We start from the raw sequence: 21,169 nt of genomic DNA, 5'->3' as shown, positions 1-21,169 counted from the left end.
CCGTTAAGCTAGAACCGTATCATATTGCAAATGGGCTCATTGCGCTAACGGAGTACGATAGTTAAACGAGCAGACCGCCGCGGCCGTCTGCTTTTTCATTGAAGTAAAACGGAGGTTGGCGTACTAAACAAATGGATGTGGGCGCTGTCTTCACCACCGGCAGTTGACTAGATTGGAGCTCTTCTACGAGCGGTAAATCAATCTAAACATGATTAATATTGGATGGATATGGGTAATAAAGAACGGGAATCGTTATTTTCCGACCCTGGAATATAGAGGAGGATTACGGGCAGTCCAATAATAGTAGTCCAATTCTATAATCATTTTTAATGGAGGATCGATATGTTTAAAGTTCAAGCATGGAGCCTTATTAAAAAGCAATCAAAAATACTCGCATCTGTCCTACTCGCAATACTTATTTTTGGAATGTCTGTTTTGCCCGTATCTGCGGCAACTCCCGGGAAAACTGTAAATGCTTCGGCAACGCTCGCATACAATCTCAAAGGACTTAAGCATAACGTGGCAGTTCAGAAAGCTTACATCGCTTCAACGTATGTTTACGTAACTCAGAGGTCTGGGGGAACATGCTATCTTTCAAGACTGCGCATAAACGGTAAAGACGCTACATACGTTGATGAAATGACCATCACCAATGCCGGTCATTGCCAAACCCTGGATATGTATACGTACAACGGCAAAAATTACTTTTATTTCAGTTCAAAAGCGGATCCTTCAACAAAGTATTACTGGTCGCTCCAGGTAGCAAGACTCCAATACTCGCCCGGCGGGAAAGTTGATTATACGGATCTTCATCGGTTCACTTATATGAATTACGCCAATAAGACCGGTACAAGATTAGGTGACACATACCGTGTCGATGGCGGCGGTAATAGTACCTATACTATTTTCCGCGTACAAACCGCAGAAGGACCTGTAACTTGGTCCATTTATGACACGGCTGCATTGAACAAACTTCTTGATAGCAATGAACAGGTGCGACTGGACAGCGCGGCGGCGAAAAGCGCCTGCGTTATCAGCTTTACGCAGTCGGGCAGTGCTATAGTCAGACCGAACGGATCTTTCCAAGGTCTCGATATGCTCGATAAAACGGAAATATATACGTCAGGCGGTGCGGAAGGTCAGACTCCGCAAATTGCTAGGATGTCGAATACAGGAACATACAAAACCCTTGTGAAAATTACAAATGTGGGAACCCATGAAATCGAGGGAGTACAGACGAAAAACGGTAACGTTTATTTTACTATAGTTACAGACCCAGTAAATAAACAAAATACGCAGAAAATTTATTACGTTCCTGATAGTATATTTTAAATAGCGCCGAGCTTACGCTACGGAAGCCGAAAAGCGGCTACAGTTCGAAAAGTATGCTATTGGGCACAACGCGACCCGGACAAGGAGCGAAATGGGTAACCGACGAATGGAAAGCTCGCCAAGACCCGCTCGAGCTTGACGCTTACATCCGCGGCACCCCGAACCCGCATCATATGACGTTCGAATTGTCCGGGAAACGTCGGGTGGACGCACGAACTTATTTGTTCGACCTGCGGCTGTACGAATATTACACGGGGCAGCCGGACTACGTCCTCGGTTTTCCAGTGGATTACGGGCGAGGCTGGATTATCGAGATCGTGAAGCAAGGGGAAAACGAACGGGGCGAGAGCATTTGGCGGGTCAATCCGTAGCCGCTGTTATGGTTGTGTCGCAGGCCACGACACAAACAAATGTACTTAATCGCGAATAATTTGGTGCGGTAGTATCGTAAGGCATGATTCATCGTATATAAATTCATAGAAAAAAAAGCCCAGGCATCGTACGCCTGAGCTTTGATCTACAGGATTTCGCCGGATTACGCTGCAATTATGTGCAAAATTTGGCTCCCGATCAGGATTAGTCCCGGCCCGCCTCGTAAAGCTTCTGCGCCACCATGGCCGGCCTTGTGCGCGTATCCGTAAAGTGGTCCCCGTCGCCGACGATCAGGCGAAACAGGCCGAGCCGCGTGGACATATGCGGATTCCAGCCGAAGCCCTCTCCTTGTGGCAATGCGTTGTCTTGATAGAAATAGACATAGCTTTTGGGCGTAGGCAGCGTATAGAACGCTTTAAGATCCAGTTTCTCGAAAAGTGGATTCGCCGGTTCCGGACTAACACTTGCATAAAACCGTTTGGCTTCCTCCAAGCTTGCCGTATTGACGAACAAATCCCGAAACAGCGGAAACGGTAGCATGATTGTATCGTCCTTCGATCCGGCTCTGAGCTGCTCAAAGCCCTGCCTCGTTTGAGGCGGTAACTCGTCGGCAACCGACTCGCCATCTTTCAGTACGAACGCGTCCCAGAAAACGAGGCGCTTGATGCGGTCCGGTACCTGTTCGGCAACCTTCTGGATGACAGATCCGCCGAAGCTGTGCCCAACGAGAACGAAGTCGCGCAGGTTCAGCTTCGTTATAAAGTCGACGACGGACTTCGTGATCATCGCATGCGTGACATTTTTGTTCGGATCTGTGCCGTGACCTGCGTACTCCGGCGTATGGACGGCATGCCCTTGACTACGCAGCACCGCAGCTACTCCGTCCCAGAAGTGAGCGTCGGCCCAAGAGCCATGCACAAGCACGAATGTAAGCCGCTGCTGCTTAGGCAGGCGGCAGCTTTCGTCCGATTCAATGGCGCCACGCCACCAGAGCCCTCCGCCTTCGGTATAAGGGGAATAATACCCAAGGGGAGTAAACCTGTAATCGGAATATGGGAATTGATGCATTTCCGGGCGATAAGGAAACATGTTAAAACATCCTCTCAAAATGACATATATCAGCTTATGCCCAATGCGTTAGAGAGGTACCCGCACACGATCCTCCGGCAAAACATACTTTCCCTCAGGAACAATCGATTAGCCATACGACAATCGTTAGTTCAACCCTCAACTACCCCTAACTTATATCTACTAAGGAACGCAATTATTAACTCATCTTTAATAGATTTCGGAATACACAGATTCGCAAATGCCAAAATTTAAAGAGGCTCATGGGTGTACCGAAAGGGGTTACACACTTCAAAGATAGAGATGCTAATGGGAGAGAATTGCGTGGCAAACGTAATAGGGAGCGGGATGATAGAAATGTACTTCTATCTTCTCGCTCCTATTCGTCTTCTTCGCTATTCTGTGAAACCGCTGGTACTCCTCAAAGTCTCGGTCTCGGGACATAACCCAACCGTTCCGAAATCGCTTCGGCGTAACTGCGGACCAGCTCGGCCGTTTCCTCGAATTTCTCCGGTACGATCGAACGCCCCCCCACGCTTATCGCCGCCGCGACTTCGCCGGTATGATCTCGTACGGGAACTGCCACGCAGCGTCGCCCCAATTCCATCTCTTCGTTGTCCACGGCGTATCCCAGCCTGCGGACATTTTTCAATTCCTCCAGGAAGGCGTCCACTGTCGTGATGGAGTTCGACGTATGAGCTCCCATGCCTTTCGTCTGCAGGATGTCGACGACACTTTCTTCATCCAGCCAGGCGAGCAATACTTTTCCGAGCGCGGTGGAGCTGACGTGATTGCGGAAGCCGACCGGCGCCTGCATGCGCATTGATTTCGGAGACTCCTGGTTCACCAAGTACAAGACATTGCCTTGATGCAAAATTGCCAAATGCGCCTTCTCCCCGACTTCCTTGGCAAGCTCGGGAAGGAAACGTTTCCCTTCGGTAATGAGACTGTTGTTCATATAAATCGAACCGAACTCGAACGCCAGCGGCCCAACCTGGTATTTGCCGATGCCCGGCAAGTATTCGAGCAAATGATGGGCATGCATCGTGGTAAGCAGGCGGTGCACTACGCTTTTATGCAAGTTCACGCCTTGCGCAACTTCCCCGATGCTAAGCGGTTTTCGTTCGCGGACAAACAGACCGATGATCGAAATGGCGCGCTCGACAGACTGTACGATATAGTACGGTTTGTTTTCTTTATTTTCTTTGTTTTCTTTGCTCATTGTACCTCTCTCCATCCGTTATCGTCTCTGTAATCGAGATAGGAAGCTCATTTTGTTCATCATATAGTATAATAAATGAATTTTCAATTCGATTTGTGCGATTGGCCGGAGGAAGAGATAGGGTTTAGCGGCTTGATTGTGCAGAGTTCGAGGTTATAAATGGTATTAAAGTAAATTTATTTACATTCATCTCGATATACGAATCATAAATATCGATATATAAAATAATGTCTCGAATAATGTATACATCATTTCTTAAATCTGTTATCATGATCTCGAAATCATCGATCGTCCATGATCAAGCGCGTATGTCGATGACGATCGAATGGAAGAAGGGAGGCTCGGATGGCGATTATCGGTAAGCGCGTTTTATTTAGCCATAAGGGAGGATACCGGATCGAATGAAACATTGGAGGCATGGAGCGACCGTTTCTTTATGCGCAATATTGTTGCTGATTTCCTGTTTGTTTACCGGCTCTGCCGTTCATTCCAGCGGGTCGATTCCGGCGTTTCCGGGCGCGGAGGGATTCGGCATGTATGCGACCGGCGCCAGGGGAGGCGACGTATACATCGTTACCAATCTGAACGACAGCGGTGCCGGCTCTTTTCGCGATGCTGTAAGCCAAGGCAATCGAACCATCGTCTTCAACGTTTACGGCACAATTGAACTGGAATCGTTGCTGCAGATCGCAGGCGACAATATGACGATTGCCGGCCAAACGGCTCCCGGAGACGGCGTTACGATTATTGGGGCGCCGGTACATATCGTGGCGGACAACATCATCGTGCGGTATATGCGCTTTCGGTTGGGCGATATTAACAACATGGAGGTGGATGCCCTCTACGCGCGCGGTGAGAACATTATAATCGACCATTGCTCGTTCTCGTGGGGAACCGACGAGGTGCTAAGTCTGTACAACAACAAAAATGTTACGGTGCAATGGTCTATCGTAGGGGAGGCACTGGCCAATTCCATTCATAGCAAGGGAATGCACGGGTTCGGGGGAATTTGGGGGACAAGTTCTTCTTACCACCACAACCTGATTTTGCACAATATGGATCGCAATCCGCGTTTCGTCGGTTACACCGCGCCGCCTTATCCGGACGAGTTGCTGATCGATTTTCGCAACAATGTCATCTTCGACTGGGGTTCGCATAACTCTCACCACGGTGAGGGAACCGACTTCAATATGATCAACAATTATTACAAATGGGGCAACTCGACGCGCACGGACCGGAAATCCGCCATATTTTGCTGCGGAAGCAATTCGAATTACTTCGTTAACGGCAACTATATGGACGGCGATCCGGCCGTTACGGCTAACAACGAGCTCGGCATGTACAGCTGGGGAGCCGGCATGACGCCGGCACCCGGACCGATTCCGCGCAATCCCGGCTTACCGGTGACGACGGTTACGTATCAGTCCGCGACTGACGCCTACGAGCTCGTGTTAAATGGAGTAGGCGCCATTGTACCCAGACGGGATTCGATCGATTCCCGAATGGTCTCTGAAGTGCGCAACCGTGAGGGAAGATTCATCGACTCGCAGCGGGAAGTTGGCGGTTATGTCCAAATGGCGGGAGGTCCGATTTTGACGGACAGCGATTCCGATGGCATGCCGGATATTTGGGAGATCGCGCGCGGTCTGAACCCGAACAGCGCAACCGACCGCAACGGCGATGACGATTCCGACGGCTACACGAATTTGGAAGAGTACATCAACGGCATCGTATCGACGGGTTCGGCGAGTCCCGTGGTCGCGCTTACAAGTCCGGCACTTTATTCACAGCATGATACGGGCGGATCTATTACCGTAACCGCGTCCGCCTACGATCCGGACGGTTCCATTGCCAAAGTACAGTTTTATGCGAACGACGTGTTGCTGGGAGAAGACGCCGCATACCCGTATGCTTTCACCTGGACCGGCGTGCCGGAAGGAACCTACAGCATGACTGCGCGGGCCATTGACGACACCGGCATGGCAACCAGTACTTCGGCCCACAACATTTTCATCAACAACACGGGAGACGCCGGAGCCTGGTCTTCGACGGATATCGGTCTTCCTGGCATTCCCGGACATGCGGATCTGACCGGCGGCGTATTGACAGTCAAGAGCAACGGTTCGATGAATTCGCAGGATGTGACACACTTTGTATATCAACCGCTGCAGGGGGACGGAGAGCTCATTGCGAGAGTGGACTCCATCACCAAAACGAACCAGAAGGCCAAGGCCGGTATGATGATCCGTGACAGTTTGAACGGCGGCTCGCGTATGGCGATGATCGGTCTGGATTTGCAGGGGCAAACCTTTATGCCGACGTTCTATCATCGAGACATAGCCGATACGGCCTACACATATGAGGAGTACGGGGCCGAATTTGCCTTGCCTTATTGGATCAAACTAACGCGGGTTCAGGACGTTGTAAGCGGATACATCTCATTGAACGGCTCGTCCTGGACGAAAGTTGGCGAAGTTTCGTTCGGCGATGATCCGGCATACATCGGCTTCGTTTCCGATGCTTCACAGGAAATCATTGCCCACCAATATTACAATACGTCGAGATTTTCCAATATCAGCTTCCGCGATTATACGAACTTTCCGTATTCCCCGACCGGCATTCAGACATCCCGCTCCTCCGTCGACGTGCGGTTGACTTGGGGCATCTCAGCGAATACGGACTACTACGAAGTAGGCAGGAGCTTCCAAAGCGGGGGGCCCTACGCGACGATCGGCGCGTCCGCCGGCATCTCCTACACAGACAGCACGGCTGTGCCCGGGTTCAACTACTTCTATGTAGTGAGTTCGGTCAATCGTTACGGAACGAGTGTGGTGCCGTCCGCGGAAGTGAACGGAAGCCTTCTCGGCTATCCCACGATCACCCGTTTGGCGTATGAGACCTTTGAAACTGCCGACTTGGGTACGACGTCCCCGCCGGGCATCACACCGAAACGGGCTACCGATGTCAATTATATGGACGTCGTATCCGTCCCTTCCGGTTCGACGGGCAACGGCTCGTCCCAAGCCGTGCGGTTCGCGGATATGAGCTCGACCATAACGGAGGGAACAAGCAGCTTCCAAGCGCAATCCGGACAGTTCAGCGCCCAAGTCGATTTTATGCTGGAAGCGAAAGCCAGTCCTTTCCGCGCATTCCGCATTATGGACAGCGTCGGCTCCAACAAGGCATACGTCGAACTGGCGTTGTACAGCAAGAGCGGCTGCTCCACAGGTCCTTGCTTCACCTACCGGCATACGGACGGAAATTACTATCCTCTGCCTAGCAACAACGGCTTTACGAATAACAAATGGTATACGATCAAAGCTATCGTGGACACTCAGGAAAGCGAAGCCGAAATATTCATTAACGGTGTTTCATCCGGAACGATTCCGTTCTATATCGGCAGCGGCTGGGCATCTCCGCCTGCAAGCTTGTCGGCGATCGGCGGCTATTCCGGATCGACTTCGCAATACACCATGTATTGGGACAATATGGAGGTCATCGTGAGCAATCTGGACGGTCCCGCCAACATAACGGGCACTCCCGGCAATACGACAGCGACGATTGGCTGGGACGCGCTCGCCGAAGCCGAGTCTTACAACGTCTATCGTTTCAATACGTTGACGGGACGTTACGTACGCATCGTGAGCGGACTTACCGGCACGACTTTCACCGATACGGGCTTAACCAACGGAACGACCTATACGTATGCGGTCGCTGCTGTCGATACAGGAACCGGAGAAGGCGATTATTCCGCTTCTGTCGCTGTGACACCGCAACCGTAACGGCCAATGGAGGCGATGGCCGCCATAACGGGCAAAGGGAGCAGAGCGTATACTCGCGACGCTCCCCGAACCCGGTTCGCCGGAAGACCAATAGGCTCATACTCGATTCCTAACAGAAAGGGCAGTGGTTGATTCGATGTACAGTGGAGTATTTGTTGCGTTGTGTTCATGTTACGACCATAACGGAGCGGTAAATCCGTCCGCAGTGAAGCGGCTTGTCAAGTATTTGATCGAACAAGGCGTGCAGGGTCTGTATGTGGGCGGAAGCACGGGGGAAGGCATGCTGCAAACCGAAGAGGAGCGAAAAGCGGTCTTCGCGGCAGCGGCCGAAGAGGCTCGCGGCAAAGTGACGCTGATTGCCCATGTCGGCGCCATCACGACAAAGGAAAGTGCAGCATTGGCGGTGCATGCCAAGGAGAATGGCGCAGATGCAATATCCGCCATACCGCCCTTTTATTTTCCATACACCGAAGACGATGTCAAGCGTCACTGGCAGGCGATTATGGAAGCGGCCGAGTTGCCTTTTATCATTTATAACTTTCCGGCGGCTACCGGATTTCAAGTGAGCAAGCCGCTGCTGGCCGAATTGTGCCGATCCGGACAACTGCTCGGGATCAAGACGACTTCGTATAACGTCTATGAACTGCAGCAGTTTAAAGAAACGGGTGGTCCCGGTTTCCATGTGTTCAGCGGCCCGGACCAGCAATATTTGCCAAGCAGGGTGATGGGCTCAAGCGGCGGCATTGGCGGCACGTATGCCGCGATGCCGGAATTGTACCTGCGCATCGAGCAGTCCTTCCAGGCCGGCCGCATCGAGGAGGCTAGATATTGGCAGGTTGCTGCCAACGCGCTGTCCACCGAGTTTCACAAATATGGGTCGCTGGCGACCATTAAGGAAATTATCCGGCTTCGCAGCGGGATCGACTGCGGCGTACCACGGCTGCCGATCCGCTCGCTGCGTCAGGAGGATCTCGGCCGCGTCCGCGAGCTGAGCCAAATCATCGAGAAGCATGCGCTCGTTCGGGCGGCAGCGATCTCACCGTCCGAAATGGCTACATCCTAAACGCAGAAAAACGGGAGGAAAACGAAATGAGAAAAATTAGAACAGCCGTAGTCGGCTTGAATATGGGCTTGGCTCACGCCAACGCTTATGCATTGTCCGAGAAGTCGGACCTGCGTTATGTAGTGGATCTGGATGAACATAGAGCGAGGTCGCTCGCCGCGGAATTGGTCTGCGAGCCGGAGACCGACTGGAGGCGGGTTCTGCCGGAGGTCGATGCGATCAGCTTTGCCACGCCTCATCATCTGCATGCGCCGATGGCGCTGGAAGCCATTCGCGCCGGCAAGCATGTGCTGATGGAGAAGCCTCTTGCCCTTTCCGAGGCGGAATGCGCCGAATTGATACGGGAAGCCGAAGCGCACGGCGTCGTTCTGATGGTGGCGTATATCGTTCGCTATCGGCCGGAGGTGCAACTGCTCAAGCAAATCGTGGACAGCGGACAATATGGCCGCCCCTTCAACGCCAATTGCTGGGTCGAGTCGTATCTTCGACCGGCGCCTGAATCGTGGTTCGCCAAGCGTGCAACGCTAGGCGGCGGCGTTCTGTTCAGCCATGGCTGCCACTACATCGATCTGCTCACCTGGCTGCTCGGCAAGCCGATCCAGGTCGCCGGGCTTGGGACGAGATTAGGCACCGAATGGATGGAAGGGGAAGGAACGCACCATAGCATCCTGAAATTCGAGAGCGGAGCGTTGGCCCATCAGATTACAAGCTGGGGGCTGAAGGTGAACTGTAAACCGGCGCTGCTCCATGTGCACACGCCCGATGCGTGTCTCGTGCTGAACGGAGGCAAGCTGGAGGTCGTTACCGGCGAAGGCCGCCAGCTCTTGTACGAGCCGCCGGGAGACCGCAACCCGAAGGCCGGTGCGCTGAATCAGATCGAGCATTTTCTGGACTGCATCGCCACAGGCAGCAAGCCGTTGACAGACGGAATGGTAGGACTGGAGTCGCAAAGGGTGATCTGGTCCATCTACGATCAGGAGCGGGCCGCTGCGACGGTCCATTGAGAGGAGAAGCGTGTACACATGCAAAATGTGGATTTGCGCGAAGGACTGCTGCAGGGGGCTGTCTCGATAGAGTGTCTGGAAGACGGCGTCAAGCCATGGCGAATTCCATATGATCATTACGAGCTGTTCGCCCCGAACGGGTTGAAGGGAAGGGCGGAAACTCCGGCGGGTGTTCGCGTGTGCTTGACGAGCGATACGGATCGGATCGCGCTTCAAGTCGACGCTTGCAAGGAAAAGCGGCTGTTTGACTGCGTCATAGACGACAAGCAGGTCATTACGGCTGCACTGGGTGCCGGCGAAGAGACGGTCAGGTTTGAAGATCTTGGGAGCTGCAGGAAACGAATCGACCTTTATTTGCCCCAGACGGCCCCCGTTGTCCTTAGGAGGCTGCTCATCTCCGCTGGCGCGCGATGGCACGTCGAAACGAGCGGGCGCCGGCGGTGGATAGCGTACGGCAGTTCCATCACGCAGTGCGTCGATGCTTACAGCCCGGCTACTACGTGGCCGGCCATCGTTGCGCGCAGTAAAGGTCTGGACCTGACGTGTCTCGGCTATCGTGGCAATTGCCACATGGAGCCGATGGTAGCTCGGATGATTCGCGATCTTCCGGCCGAATTGATCTCGCTGTGCCTCGGGATCAACATATACGGCAATCGCAGTTTCAGCCTGCGGACGTTTCGCGCCATGGTGATCGGCTTCATTATGATCGTTCGCGAGCGGCATCCGCTTACGCCGATTGTGGTCATATCGCCGATCTGCTCCCCGCCTCGGGAATCGAAAGAGAATGCGGTGGGGCTGACGCTGGAGATTATGCGCGAAGAGATTCGGGAGGCGTACCTTGCGCTATGCCGGCACGGGGATTCCGCGCTGTACCTGATCGACGGGCTTGAGTTGATCGGGCACGCGGACGTCCGCTATTTGTCGGATGAGCTTCACCCGAATCCCGAAGGTTATGTGCTCATGGCCGATCGGTTCGAAGCGTGCCTTGCCGCGTCCGGTTTGTGGGATCGGCTTCCGGGACGAAGCGAAGCAGCAGGATGTACGGAGTCGCCAAAGATAGGAGCGAAACTACAAATATGAAACGATTGCAAAAGCTGAAAGACATGATGATTTACAAGGACGGGCAATATAACTGTTTTCCCAATATCGTCAGGAACGGCGAGGGCCGACTAATTGTCGCGTTCCGCCAAGCACCCGACCGCAGCCTTTTGTTCCCGGCGAAGCATACGCATGTTGATGCCGCTTCCAAGGCGGTGTATGTGACGTCAGACGATGAAGGGCAATCATGGAGTCCCGAACCGTCCGTGTTGTACGAGGATTTTTGCCTCGGCGTCCAGGACCCTTGTCTGAACGTGTTGAGGGACGGTACGCTGATCGCTACGTTTTTCACGTGGCAAGTGCTGTTGAAAGAAGATGTTGATGTGCTGAATCCGCAACGTTACGAAGCGATCATCGGGGATCGTTGGGTTCGTCGGCTGTGCTGGGCTTGTTCCATGCGCTCGACGGATGGCGGTGCGACTTGGGAGGAGCCGGTCCGGATCACAGATCACGACCGCGGATTGCCGAGCCGAAATATCAGAGGCAACCTCGTGGAGTTGGACAATGGGGACCTGGTGCTGCCCTTGTATATCCGGGAAGCGGATTCTTCCGTCGCCATAGCCGCGATCAGCAGAGATCGGGGGCAGTCCTGGGAGCCGCATTCCACGATTGCAAGCTCCCCGGAACGGTACTTCCACGAGCCCAATCTGTACCGGACGGATTCGGGCAAGCTGATCGCCTTCCTCCGTTCCACCGATCTGCGGCCGGTACCGGATGACCGCAAGCATCCACTGTTCGTATGCGAATCGTTCGATAACGGGGCGACTTGGTCGACGCCGCGCGAATACGCGATCTATTCGCACAGTCCGTTTCATTTGCTTCGATTGAACAGCGGTCGCGTCCTGCTGACCTACGGGCATCGAATCGCTCCTTACGGGATTCGGGCGTACATGCTGGACAGCGAATGCTCCGATCTGGACACGTCGGAGGAAATCGTCCTGCGTTCGGATGCTCCCGGAACCGACATCGGGTACACAAGCTCCGTTCAACTAAGTAACGACGATATTATGATTGTTTATTACTACTATGACGAGCATGACCGTAAACGCTATATTGCCGGAACGCTCTGCCGTGAACTCGGCGGAGGGACGGACGTCGGCGGCGCGCATGAAAACGGGGGAAACCAATGAATTCCAGAATGAAACTGGCTGCATGACTTGGCCTTATAAACATTATCCGCTTGAACGCGCATTGGAAGGGATATCCAGGGCCGGATACCGATACGTGTCCCTCGGGCTGCCGCACGAAGGGAAGCCTGTTTTCGACTACGTTGCGAAAGGGGAATCGGCGAGAACCCTTCGGATGCTGGAGAAATACGGGCTGGAGCCAGTCTCATGGATCAGCACGGACGCGCTAGCCTTGCAGCATCCGATCGAGAGAGCACTGCAACGGATGGATTTCGTCAAGGCGATCGGTGTAGACGAATTGCTGTCACAAGGCATGTCCAGCTATCGGCGGTTTCCGAACGATCCGATGAGTGACGAGGAGTTAAAGCCTTTATACGAAGCGTTCAATGCCAAGTATCGACTCATCGGCGAGGAGGCGGAGAAACGCGGTCTTGTCGTAACGATCAAGCCGCATACGGGCAACACGGCTACGGCGCAGACCATTGCCGATACATTGAGCGAAATCGCCTCTCCGGGCGTGAGGGCGAGCTATGATGCAGGCAATGTCCGCTATTATGAAGGAGTTGATCCTGCCGTTGACTTTCCCCTGATTTCGGCGCATACCGTCTCATTTATCGCCAAGGACCACCTCGGTGCAAGGGCAGAGTCGAATTTTCCGGTTCCCGGCGAAGGCGAAGTCAACTTCCCGGCGATGATCGCGGAGCTTAAGCGCGTTTCGTTCTGCGGATCGGTTATCGTCGAACGGGTGGACGGCACGGAAGCACGGTTGGAAGTCGAGGAAATCGACGTACGCGTGGCGAGAGCGAAAACGAATCTGGAGAGGATGATGGCGGAAACGGGATTTGAGATATAGGAACTGAATCTAGTGTTGGAGCGGTTATCTGTTATTGCGAGCGCAAGAGCAGCGATGTGGGATTCTGATTGTTTGGTTTCAATAGAGACTAGAGAAAATGAAAAGAGGAGTTGTTAAACATGAAGACCCACTTATGGAAAACAAGCGTTGTTGGCATGACGGCGGTTGCTCTGATTTCGGCGTGCAGTTCATCAGGCGGAGGCACGACAGCGAATCATACGGAAACACCTGCAACAGTAAAAGATTTTTACAATGAATCAGGGGAGATCGTGATCCAGGATATGGCCGGAGGGTCGGAAGAGACTTTCAACAAGTCTTACGGGGAGTTTATTAAGAAGAAGTTTCCCAATTTAAAGGTTGCCTTTGTTCAAAGCAAGACGGGATCCACCTTGCAGGATCTGACGGCATCCGGCTCCAATGTCGATATTGTATACGCGTCCATGGAGACAATATCCAGCCCCCTGCTTGGCGCGGGGCAGCAATTTGATATGACGGAGTCGATTAAGAAGCATGGCGTAGATCTAGCCAAGTTTGAGCAGACGACGATCGATGCGGTTAAAAGTATGGGTGAAGGTAAAATCTATTATTTGCCGGTGACCACTATGGTTCAGGTTTTATTTTATAATAAGGGTATTTTTGACAAGCTTGGAGTACCGTATCCGAAGGACGGGATGACCTGGGACGAAGCGAAGGAATTGAATACGAAATTGACACGCAACTATGGCGGAATTAACTATATGGGGATTTCCGCCTCGCCCAATCATATTTTGCGGATGAATCAAATGTCGGTGCCGTTTTATGATCCGAAGACACGAACGCCCCTGTTGATGGATGAGCGCTGGAAGACAGCCCTGGAAACGTATTTTATCCAACATGTGTCCAGTAATTACAAGGCATTTTCGGAGGCCAAGAAAAAACTTCCTTATTATACGGAGATGACGGCCACGCAGGAGCTGGCGATGATGGTATTTAATTCTCAGTTTCCGTTTGACGGCCCCCAATATGTGAAGGACATTGATTGGGATTTGGTGGCGCTTCCGGTTTTTAAAGATAAGCCGAAGCAAGGCTCCCAAGCGTCACCACGCATGTTTGCGATCACGAATGGGGCGAAGAATAAGGACATGGCGATGGAAGTTATCAAATATTTAACTTCCGTGGAAATGCAAACGGAATTTTCCAAGCAAGGATATATGACGGTGCTTAATGACGATAACGTGAAACAGCTAATTGGGAGTGGAAGCGCCTTTAGCAATAAAAACTGGAAAGCGGTCTACTACAACACGATTGCTCCCAAGTCGTATCAAAGCATCTATGACGGCGATATCATGCAAAAGTATCTGACGCCAAATGTGTTGAAAATTGTGACCGGGGAAATGGATATTAACACAGCGCTGCGCAATGCTCAAGAACAAGCAGAAAAGTTTATTGAAACTCAGCAGAAAAAATAAATAAACGACACAAAATTGCCTACAGATGTTTCCCGAACGAAGCTTGAGAAATCAGGCTTTGTTATCGTTAAAGAAAGTTTAACTTCGCTAAAGCGTTAAAGCGAAGGGCAACTTTCTTTACCAAGAAAAGCAACCTCATACGCAGGGTCATGCTTCGTGGAGAAGGCTTCGTATAGAAGCTTTTCTTTTTTTTATGTTTCTAGGAAATGGCTGAAAGGCGATGTAGTCAACAAGGTTTTCTTCAGCAAGTTTTACCACATTCGTAACGAAATCTTCGTCTTGTTCCCGACATTCTTAATCGAGCTGAGGGAATGCCTTTTCCGCTGGCTTCCGAATGTTAATGTAAACGTCTCGATCAGAAGGGGGATATTAGTCTGCATGTTGAATGTGTGCCTTTACGGTATAATTATTGCAGTGTGTTCCAAATTTTCGAACGAACAAAGCCCGTATGGTCTGTTGCGGCCGTCATAGAAGGTCCGATCGAGTCTAGAGAGGTGGATGGAAGTGAGCCAAATCCATGAGGAACTAACGATGGCTGAAGAGATGCGTTCCGAGTTAGTAGGATACTGCTACAGAATGATAGGGGCTTATGCCGAGGCGGAAGATGCGGTACAGGATACCATGCTCCGCGTTTGGCAGGGGAAGGACCAGATACATAATCGATCAGCTCTACGAACGTGGATCTACCGCATTGCTACGAATGTATGTTTGGACAAGCTTCGGAATGCGAAGCGCCGAGCCCTTCCAATGGATCTGTCCGGTGCAGCCGCATCGATAGCGGAGCCCAGCGAAAATCTTCCTCCATTTGCTTGGATAGGGCCAATTCCGGACTCCTCTCATGATCCTGCTGTATTGGCGATGAATAAGGAAACCATACGGTTATCGTTTATTGCCCTTCTGCAAACATTACCGCCACGGCAGCGTGCGGTTCTTATTCTGAACGAAGTTTTCCGATGGTCGGCCATGCAGACGGCAGAAGCGATGGATATGACGGTAGGGGCCGTCAACAGCGCATTACAACGAGCACGGGCAACGATGAAACAAGCCCGACTTCGGTCCGACACGCTGCGAGTGATCGACGCCGATGTCGATCAACGGCTGCTTACCAGTTATGTGGAAGCATTCGAACAATACGATCTCGACAGGCTGTTGTCGCTGTTCCAAGAAAGCGCTAGCTTGTCGATGCCGCCTTATGTGATGTGGGTACTCGGCAAAATGGATATAACGTCATTCTACCGCGCGACTCGAAGCCATTGCGCAGGTTCCCGGTTGGTGCCGGTACTCGCCAACGGTTATTGCCCCGCCTATGCGCAGTATGTGCCTGCAGGGAATGATGGTGAACTCGTGCCGTGGAGCATACATGTCCTCGAGATTCAAGGCGGACAAATCGCGCATGTCCATCATTTCATTGACCCCCAATTGGTTACTCGGTTTGGTTTGCCGGCAAATTTAGGGCTGGACCGATGATTTTACGATAGTTCATACGTCATATTAAATAGCAAGCAAATTTCAGAGTGAATGGAGAATGAACAATGAGGGATCGGATATTTATTTGGGTGGAGATTCCCGTGTCCGACATGGGACGGGCGAAGGCATTTTATGAGCGGATTCTAGCAACGGAGATGCAATCGATGCGCATGGGGGATGAGGAATACGCTTTTTTCCCGGTTAAAGAAGAGCAGAACGGAGGGATCCTGGTCAAGGGGCCGCGTCATACGCCTTCTCCTGATGGCGTTACGGTCTATATTGATGGAAGTCCTAATCTGGATATTATTCTTTCGAGGGTTTCCGAAGCGGGTGGCCAAGTGATTATGGAGAAAACCTATTTGGGCGATCATGCAGGGTATGTAGGCATGTTTTTAGACAGCGAAGGAAACCGCATTGGCCTTCAACATCTATAAACCTATACTCCAACTCCGAATAAGGAAGTAGGCGTGATCATGAAATCAACGCAGTCCAAAGACGGCACAACCTTGGCGTATGATGTCTATGGCAGCGGTCCGGCGCTCATTTACGTCACGGGAGCTTCCTGTTTCCGCTCTTTTAAGCCGGTCGTGGATGATGCCAAAGTATTTGCCACATCCTTTACGGTCTACAATTACGATCGACGCGGACGCGGCGATAGCGGGAATATGCTGCCTTATTCGCTGGAGCGTGAAATCGAAGATATTGAAGCCATGATCGATGCAGCCGGCGGCACCGCGTATGTGTACGGCCATTCTTCGGGTGCCGTGTTGGCGCTTGAGGCTGCGCTTAGGCTGGGCGGCAAAGTACGAAAGGTAGCGATGTACGATGCGTCATATGTGCACGACGAGAAAGAAAAGGTCGAATATCATCAATTAAGTCAGACCGTACAAGAGCTACTCGACGACGGCAATAACGCAGAGGCGATGCGTACCTTTCTGAAGGGGATTGGGATGCCGCGAGTGTTCGTCTGGCTATTGCCGCTATTTCCCGGCTGGCAGAAGATGAAAGCACTTGCGCCAACCTTAGCTTACGATATTGCGCTCACGCAGGACCTAGCTCCCGTCGAAAGAGCTGCTGAAGTAATCGTTCCGGCGTTAATCGGCGTTGGCGAGAGGAGTCCCACAGGATTACATGATGTCGCCCGGCAATTAGCGGAGGCAATTCCAAATGCAAAGTACTCGCAGCTTACAGGCCAAAACCACATGGTTAACGCAAAAAAACTGCTGCCGCTGCTTTCGGATTTTTTTAGATAGGGCAGGCCGGAGCGATGGTGACCGGTTCAATTGCGCCTAATTGACTTTTTCGGTCTTGCTCCGGTATTCGCTCGGGGTGAGGCCGAATTTTTTGCAAAAGACGCGGTGGAAATAAGAGTAGCTGTGGAAGCCCGACATTTCCGCGATTTGCTCGAGCGTGTACCCGGTATCGAGCATCCGGTCGCCGGCCAGCAGCAGCCGCCGATCGAGCGCGTACAGGATGATGCTTTGTCCGGTCATTTCCTTGAACAGACGGGACGCATAGGACTCGCTTAGCTCCACGTGACATGCTACGTCGCTTACTTTCAAGGAAGAGCAGGCATGCTCGTCGACGTATTGCTTCATGCGCTCCACTACAATGGCGTGCTTCTTCGTCTTATACTGCATGTCGTGCATCGCGCGATCGATATGAAGGCATAGCGATTGCAGCAAATAGCCGGACACTTCCCGCCAATTCGGACGTTTCCTCACGTATTCCTCGGCAATCTCCTTGAATATCGCGATCAGGCTCATACTCGGAACAATTCTCGAAAGCATCGGATAGCGGTTGAGATTCCACCAATCGGCAAGCCATTCCCCTCCGCAGCCCGCGTAGTAATTGCCGCTGAGGATCGCCCCGGTCTCCTCTTCGCTTCTCTTCTTCTTATCCATTCCGAATGCGAGCTGGAACGATCGGCCAGGCTCGCACAGCAGCAAATCACCTGGCTGCAAGGCATGCCATTCGCCGTCGATGAACGCTTGGCATTGGCCTACGACCTGCAGGCGGATATAGTAGCTGGTTAAGGCTCCAGGGCGTGTCAGGAAAGGCTTTTTGTGCAAAATGTATCTTGAGAACAACACTTGTGCGGCAGGCGGCGAGTCGGACAGCGGCATGAAAGAGGCCTCCAAGCGGCGGAGCCGTAGCGGGGCCCGCCTGATTGATTAACATGACTTATTCTGTGATTTCTGAAAACGATCGGTTAACTATCATGATAAAACAAGAGACTAGAGCGAGGCAATCGAAGAAAGATCAATAATCGGATAGTGCATCCAGGACGGATTGAGTCATGTTCACCCCCGTTAGGCCCGTGCTACACTAGGGCCATATTCGCCGTTAGGGGGAACAAAGGATGACGGAGAAAGGGTTCAAACAGGAACAACTGCGACGGAGCGATTACGGGCAAGACTCGATCAGCCGGCGACAACTGTTGGCCGTTCTGGGAGGTACAGGCTCGGCTCTGGCCGCCCAAGCGATGCTGCAAAGCCCCGCCTGGGGCATCTCCGTGACCGGGGCGGCATATGGAGAAGGAGGCGGTTCTTCGCCCTGCTGCTGCGTATATTCGTCGGTGGCTGACATGAAAGCGGATTCAAATTTGACGGCGGGCCGGTTTGTATGGACTGCGGGCTATTTCGCTCCCGGCGACGGAGGGGGAGCGATGTACGCGGTCCGGGCAGGTACGCTGACGGACGACGGCGGCAGCGTTCTGACGCTGCAGAACGGTTTGCAGGCGATCCTGCTGGCCGGGGACAGCGTTAACTACAAGCAGTTCGGCGCGGTCGGAGACGGCGTGAACGACGACGGCGTCCAGATCAAAGCGGCGCATGCTTACGCCAACAGCCGACAGCTGCCGGTAATCAATGAAACGGGCGAGTACTGGATCAAGCAGACGAACGAGATCGCGATTCAAACCAATGTGCACTGGGGACATACGAAGCTGCATATCGACGAAAGCTTCAATACGAAAACAAATCCCCGCTTCCGGGTGACGAGTCGCCAAGAGCCGATCCCGATCACGCTGGACGCGTCCAAGAAGCTGTCCGTGCTCGCCAAGCTGAAGCCGGGGACGACTCTTATTCCCGAGCTCGCACCCTATAAGAACTGCCTCGTCTTCTTCGCGGACAGCCAGGATAAGATCGGAATACGCCAAGGGTACGCCAATCATCCGGGCTGGAGCAAGGAGGAGTTTTTCTATGTCGAGGAGCATGGCCGGATTATCGGGGGCATCGCTTGGACGTTCTCCGACTATACGAGCTCCTGGGCATATCCGTGCGACGACCATTATTTGACGATCGAGGGCGGTACTTTGCTGTTGTCCGGCGACAGTCCGGGCTTGCAAACGGGCGACTATTGGACGAACGGCATTACGGTCAGCCGCAGCCGGACGATCATCCGCAACCAGTGGGTCGGCTTGGAGGCGGGAAGAAACGATGTCGCGCTCAGTCCGCGGAACGGCTTCTACAGCTTCCAGCGCGTATTCGATATTACGCTGGAAAACGTCCGGTTGATGCCTTGGGAGAAAGACAGGGAAGGGACAGACCGCGACGTGCCGCAAGGGACGTACGGCATAGGCGGGACGAGGGTGCTGAATGCGGTATTCCGCAACGTCACGGCGGAAGGCTCCTCCGTCCATTGGGGCGTGTTCGGCACGAATTTGTACAAAAATTTCCGCATCGAGAACTGCCGCCTGAACCGGGTAGACGTCCATTTCCACTGCTGGAACTTGTACATCCAGGATTCGGAGATCGGTTATAAAGGGCTGACGCTTACCGGAGGCGGCGATCTGTTCATCGAGAATACGAAGCGGTTCGGCAATGCGTTCATCAGCTTCCGCCGGGATTACGGAGCGAAATGGGACGGCCATATCCGCCTTCGCAACTGCCGGCTCGTCGTGGAGGACGGAGCCGCGGAGACGATAGCGCTCGACTTCAATCCGGCCGACTTCGATTACAAATACCCGGTCGGATACGGGCGCTCCATCCGGATCGAAGACTTGACGTTCGACTATACCGGTGTCCCGAATCCGACTGGGAATTGCCGGATTATGCGAATCGCCTCGTTCTCGAAAGTGACCGGGACGAACATACGCCTCTTCTTCCCGCAAATGATCGAGTTTCGGAACATATCGGTAAGCGGACGGGAGAAAGGGGTGCGCATTCTGCAAATCCCGCATCCGTACAGTCTCGATCTGGGCAAGCCGGGCGGCATGGACGGGGAGAAGGTGACGGCGAACTGCTACATGCGGTTCGAAAACATCCAGTGCGAGAAAATAACCGGTCAAATCTCCCAAGCCGAGGCCAATGTCAACTTTTTGCTGAAAGGTCTGCGTACGGCAGCCTATCAGGATGAATACTCGCTGTACCCGAAAATCGACTTCGTGCAGGTCGGCGAATTTTTCGGACATTTCCAGGGCAGCGTCGCGGACGTGAGCATAAGCCGCAGTCTGGTCAATTGCGTAGATGCCGTCAACGGCGGCCCGATGCGCGGTAGAATCGTATTCGACAACTGCGATATCCGTTCCGATGTGGCGGACGACGGAAGAGACTTTTACTTTCTCACGACCGATCTCGGCGTATCCTTCGTCAACTGTACGATCCATACCCCGATTGTAAATGGCGCGCCTCGTCCCGATCTGGTCGACCGGTACGGCTTCATCCAAGTGAACCGGGCGCTTCGCGGCAACCATTTGAATACGCAACTGTCCGCGCCGCTTGTCTCTTACTTGGCGAATGCGGGGACACCCTTGTCGCCTGAATTTGTCGCGATGATGAAAAGCCATCACGCCGGAGAGAGCGAGGAAATGGCCGCCCGCAAGGGGACCACGGCGCAGCGCCCGGCTCCCTCGGCATTCCGTTCGGAGAAAGGCTTCGCTTATTTCGACACCGATCTCGGACAACCGGTCGTCTGGAACGGGACGGGGTGGGTAGCTTCGGGGAAGTCCGGCGACACGCTGCACTTCTATGTCGACGACTTGCCGTCGGTCGCGGCGGGAGACTCGATGAAGCGGGCGGAGATGCATCCCGCGCAAGCTTATGTCGTTCCCCGGGCGGGCGCGCTGTCCCAATTCGCGGCTTATGCCAGCGCTGCGGCGAGCGGGGCGGCGTTTACATTCGAGCTGTGGAAAAACGGTTCGCTCTGGATCGGCGGGATCGCCGGCCCGACCGTTTCGTCCAATCCGCTCCTGGCGGCTGTTCCGGGCGGTACGACTTGTCAGGCGGGGGATCGGCTATCGGTCCGGATCAGCGGGGTGTCGGCGGGCTTGCCGGCAAACGCTTATGCGACGGTGGATCTGTACGTCAGCTATACCAATGAGCTTTGAACCA

At 53.2% G+C, this 21,169-nt stretch carries 16 protein-coding genes; 13 read left to right on the top strand and 3 right to left on the bottom strand.

From position 1 onward, the window contains the following. Positions 1–342: 342 nt before the first annotated feature. Together FE784_RS22535 and FE784_RS22530 are read left to right on the top strand one after the other, a co-directional pair. Positions 343–1,332, top strand: a complete 990-nt coding sequence (locus FE784_RS22535) for a phage baseplate protein (protein WP_139604483.1) — start codon at positions 343–345, stop codon at positions 1,330–1,332. Positions 1,333–1,391: 59 nt separating this feature from the next. Then, entirely contained in the window at positions 1,392–1,703 is a 312-nt protein-coding gene (locus FE784_RS22530) for a hypothetical protein (RefSeq protein WP_139604482.1), read from the top strand. 205 nt (positions 1,704–1,908) lie between these two features. Here the strand turns inward: FE784_RS22530 and FE784_RS22525 are convergent, their stop codons facing one another. Both FE784_RS22525 and FE784_RS22520 read right to left on the bottom strand, forming a co-directional pair. Next, a complete protein-coding gene (locus tag FE784_RS22525; RefSeq protein ID WP_139604481.1) occupies positions 1,909–2,793 on the bottom strand; it encodes an alpha/beta fold hydrolase in 885 nt (294 codons plus the stop codon). A 400-nt stretch (positions 2,794–3,193) separates the two neighbouring features. Beyond that, a complete protein-coding gene (locus tag FE784_RS22520) occupies positions 3,194–3,994 on the bottom strand; it encodes an IclR family transcriptional regulator (RefSeq protein WP_176706433.1) in 801 nt (266 codons plus the stop codon). A 401-nt stretch (positions 3,995–4,395) separates the two neighbouring features. Here FE784_RS22520 and FE784_RS22515 point away from each other — a divergent pair, with 401 nt between their 5' ends. The 10 genes from FE784_RS22515 (at position 4,396) to FE784_RS22470 (ending at position 17,089) form a co-directional block, all read left to right on the top strand. Next, positions 4,396–7,776: an Ig-like domain-containing protein gene (locus FE784_RS22515; protein WP_139604479.1), complete on the top strand. Its 3,381-nt coding sequence runs from the start codon at positions 4,396–4,398 to the stop codon at positions 7,774–7,776. A gap of 136 nt (positions 7,777–7,912) precedes the next feature. Beyond that, positions 7,913–8,839 carry a dihydrodipicolinate synthase family protein gene (locus FE784_RS22510; RefSeq protein WP_139604478.1) on the top strand — a complete coding sequence of 309 codons (927 nt, stop codon included), beginning with the start codon at positions 7,913–7,915 and terminating at the stop codon, positions 8,837–8,839. Between the two features lie 26 nt (positions 8,840–8,865). Then, positions 8,866–9,843: a Gfo/Idh/MocA family protein gene (locus tag FE784_RS22505; RefSeq protein ID WP_139604477.1), complete on the top strand. Its 978-nt coding sequence runs from the start codon at positions 8,866–8,868 to the stop codon at positions 9,841–9,843. Between the two features lie 18 nt (positions 9,844–9,861). After that, positions 9,862–10,923, top strand: a complete 1,062-nt coding sequence (locus FE784_RS22500) for an SGNH/GDSL hydrolase family protein (RefSeq protein WP_139604476.1) — start codon at positions 9,862–9,864, stop codon at positions 10,921–10,923. Then, complete coding sequence (locus FE784_RS22495) at positions 10,920–12,071, top strand: sialidase family protein (protein ID WP_176706431.1); 1,152 nt, start codon at positions 10,920–10,922, stop codon at positions 12,069–12,071. Before FE784_RS22500 ends, FE784_RS22495 begins: the two co-directional genes overlap by 4 nt. After that, on the top strand, positions 12,049–12,921 hold the full coding sequence (locus tag FE784_RS22490) for a sugar phosphate isomerase/epimerase family protein (RefSeq protein ID WP_176706430.1): 873 nt from the start codon (positions 12,049–12,051) through the stop codon (positions 12,919–12,921). The genes FE784_RS22495 and FE784_RS22490 overlap by 23 nt, the downstream gene beginning before the upstream one ends. A 119-nt stretch (positions 12,922–13,040) precedes the next feature. Next, positions 13,041–14,369, top strand: a complete 1,329-nt coding sequence (locus FE784_RS22485; RefSeq protein ID WP_139604473.1) for an ABC transporter substrate-binding protein — start codon at positions 13,041–13,043, stop codon at positions 14,367–14,369. Positions 14,370–14,867: 498 nt separating this feature from the next. Then, entirely contained in the window at positions 14,868–15,836 is a 969-nt protein-coding gene (locus tag FE784_RS22480; RefSeq protein WP_176706429.1) for an RNA polymerase subunit sigma-70, read from the top strand. Positions 15,837–15,901: 65 nt separating this feature from the next. Further along, a complete protein-coding gene (locus FE784_RS22475; protein ID WP_139604471.1) occupies positions 15,902–16,270 on the top strand; it encodes a VOC family protein in 369 nt (122 codons plus the stop codon). 39 nt (positions 16,271–16,309) lie between these two features. Further along, positions 16,310–17,089, top strand: a complete 780-nt coding sequence (locus FE784_RS22470) for an alpha/beta fold hydrolase (protein ID WP_139604470.1) — start codon at positions 16,310–16,312, stop codon at positions 17,087–17,089. A 36-nt stretch (positions 17,090–17,125) separates the two neighbouring features. On the opposite strand, the gene FE784_RS22465 is transcribed toward FE784_RS22470, so the two are convergent. Continuing rightward, positions 17,126–17,962, bottom strand: a complete 837-nt coding sequence (locus FE784_RS22465; RefSeq protein ID WP_139604469.1) for an AraC family transcriptional regulator — start codon at positions 17,960–17,962, stop codon at positions 17,126–17,128. 236 nt (positions 17,963–18,198) lie between these two features. Here FE784_RS22465 and FE784_RS41055 point away from each other — a divergent pair, with 236 nt between their 5' ends. Further along, positions 18,199–21,165, top strand: coding sequence for a hypothetical protein (locus FE784_RS41055; protein ID WP_176706428.1), 2,967 nt, complete (start codon positions 18,199–18,201; stop codon positions 21,163–21,165). Positions 21,166–21,169: the final 4 nt, after the last annotated feature.

The organism is Paenibacillus hemerocallicola (assembly GCF_006265175.1).
Lineage (GTDB): Bacteria > Bacillota > Bacilli > Paenibacillales > NBRC-103111 > Paenibacillus_AB > Paenibacillus_AB hemerocallicola.
The sequence above is the reverse complement of the archived record's forward strand: the minus strand, read 5'-3'. Positions and strand labels throughout refer to the sequence as shown.

Excerpts from the sequence above, each read along its gene's own strand:
- FE784_RS22535 (WP_139604483.1), top strand. The coding sequence starts at position 343 with ATGTTTAAAGTTCAAGCATGGAGCCTTATTAAAAAGCAATCAAAAATA.
- FE784_RS22525 (WP_139604481.1), bottom strand. The coding sequence starts at position 2,793 with ATGTTTCCTTATCGCCCGGAAATGCATCAATTCCCATATTCCGATTAC.
- FE784_RS22520 (WP_176706433.1), bottom strand. The coding sequence starts at position 3,994 with ATGAGCAAAGAAAACAAAGAAAATAAAGAAAACAAACCGTACTATATC.
- FE784_RS22515 (WP_139604479.1), top strand. The coding sequence starts at position 4,396 with ATGAAACATTGGAGGCATGGAGCGACCGTTTCTTTATGCGCAATATTG.
- FE784_RS22510 (WP_139604478.1), top strand. The coding sequence starts at position 7,913 with ATGTACAGTGGAGTATTTGTTGCGTTGTGTTCATGTTACGACCATAAC.
- FE784_RS22505 (WP_139604477.1), top strand. The coding sequence starts at position 8,866 with ATGAGAAAAATTAGAACAGCCGTAGTCGGCTTGAATATGGGCTTGGCT.
- FE784_RS22500 (WP_139604476.1), top strand. The coding sequence starts at position 9,862 with ATGCAAAATGTGGATTTGCGCGAAGGACTGCTGCAGGGGGCTGTCTCG.
- FE784_RS22495 (WP_176706431.1), top strand. The coding sequence starts at position 10,920 with ATGAAACGATTGCAAAAGCTGAAAGACATGATGATTTACAAGGACGGG.
- FE784_RS22490 (WP_176706430.1), top strand. The coding sequence starts at position 12,049 with ATGAAAACGGGGGAAACCAATGAATTCCAGAATGAAACTGGCTGCATG.
- FE784_RS22485 (WP_139604473.1), top strand. The coding sequence starts at position 13,041 with ATGAAGACCCACTTATGGAAAACAAGCGTTGTTGGCATGACGGCGGTT.
- FE784_RS22480 (WP_176706429.1), top strand. The coding sequence starts at position 14,868 with ATGGAAGTGAGCCAAATCCATGAGGAACTAACGATGGCTGAAGAGATG.
- FE784_RS22475 (WP_139604471.1), top strand. The coding sequence starts at position 15,902 with ATGAGGGATCGGATATTTATTTGGGTGGAGATTCCCGTGTCCGACATG.
- FE784_RS22470 (WP_139604470.1), top strand. The coding sequence starts at position 16,310 with ATGAAATCAACGCAGTCCAAAGACGGCACAACCTTGGCGTATGATGTC.
- FE784_RS22465 (WP_139604469.1), bottom strand. The coding sequence starts at position 17,962 with ATGCCGCTGTCCGACTCGCCGCCTGCCGCACAAGTGTTGTTCTCAAGA.
- FE784_RS41055 (WP_176706428.1), top strand. The coding sequence starts at position 18,199 with ATGACGGAGAAAGGGTTCAAACAGGAACAACTGCGACGGAGCGATTAC.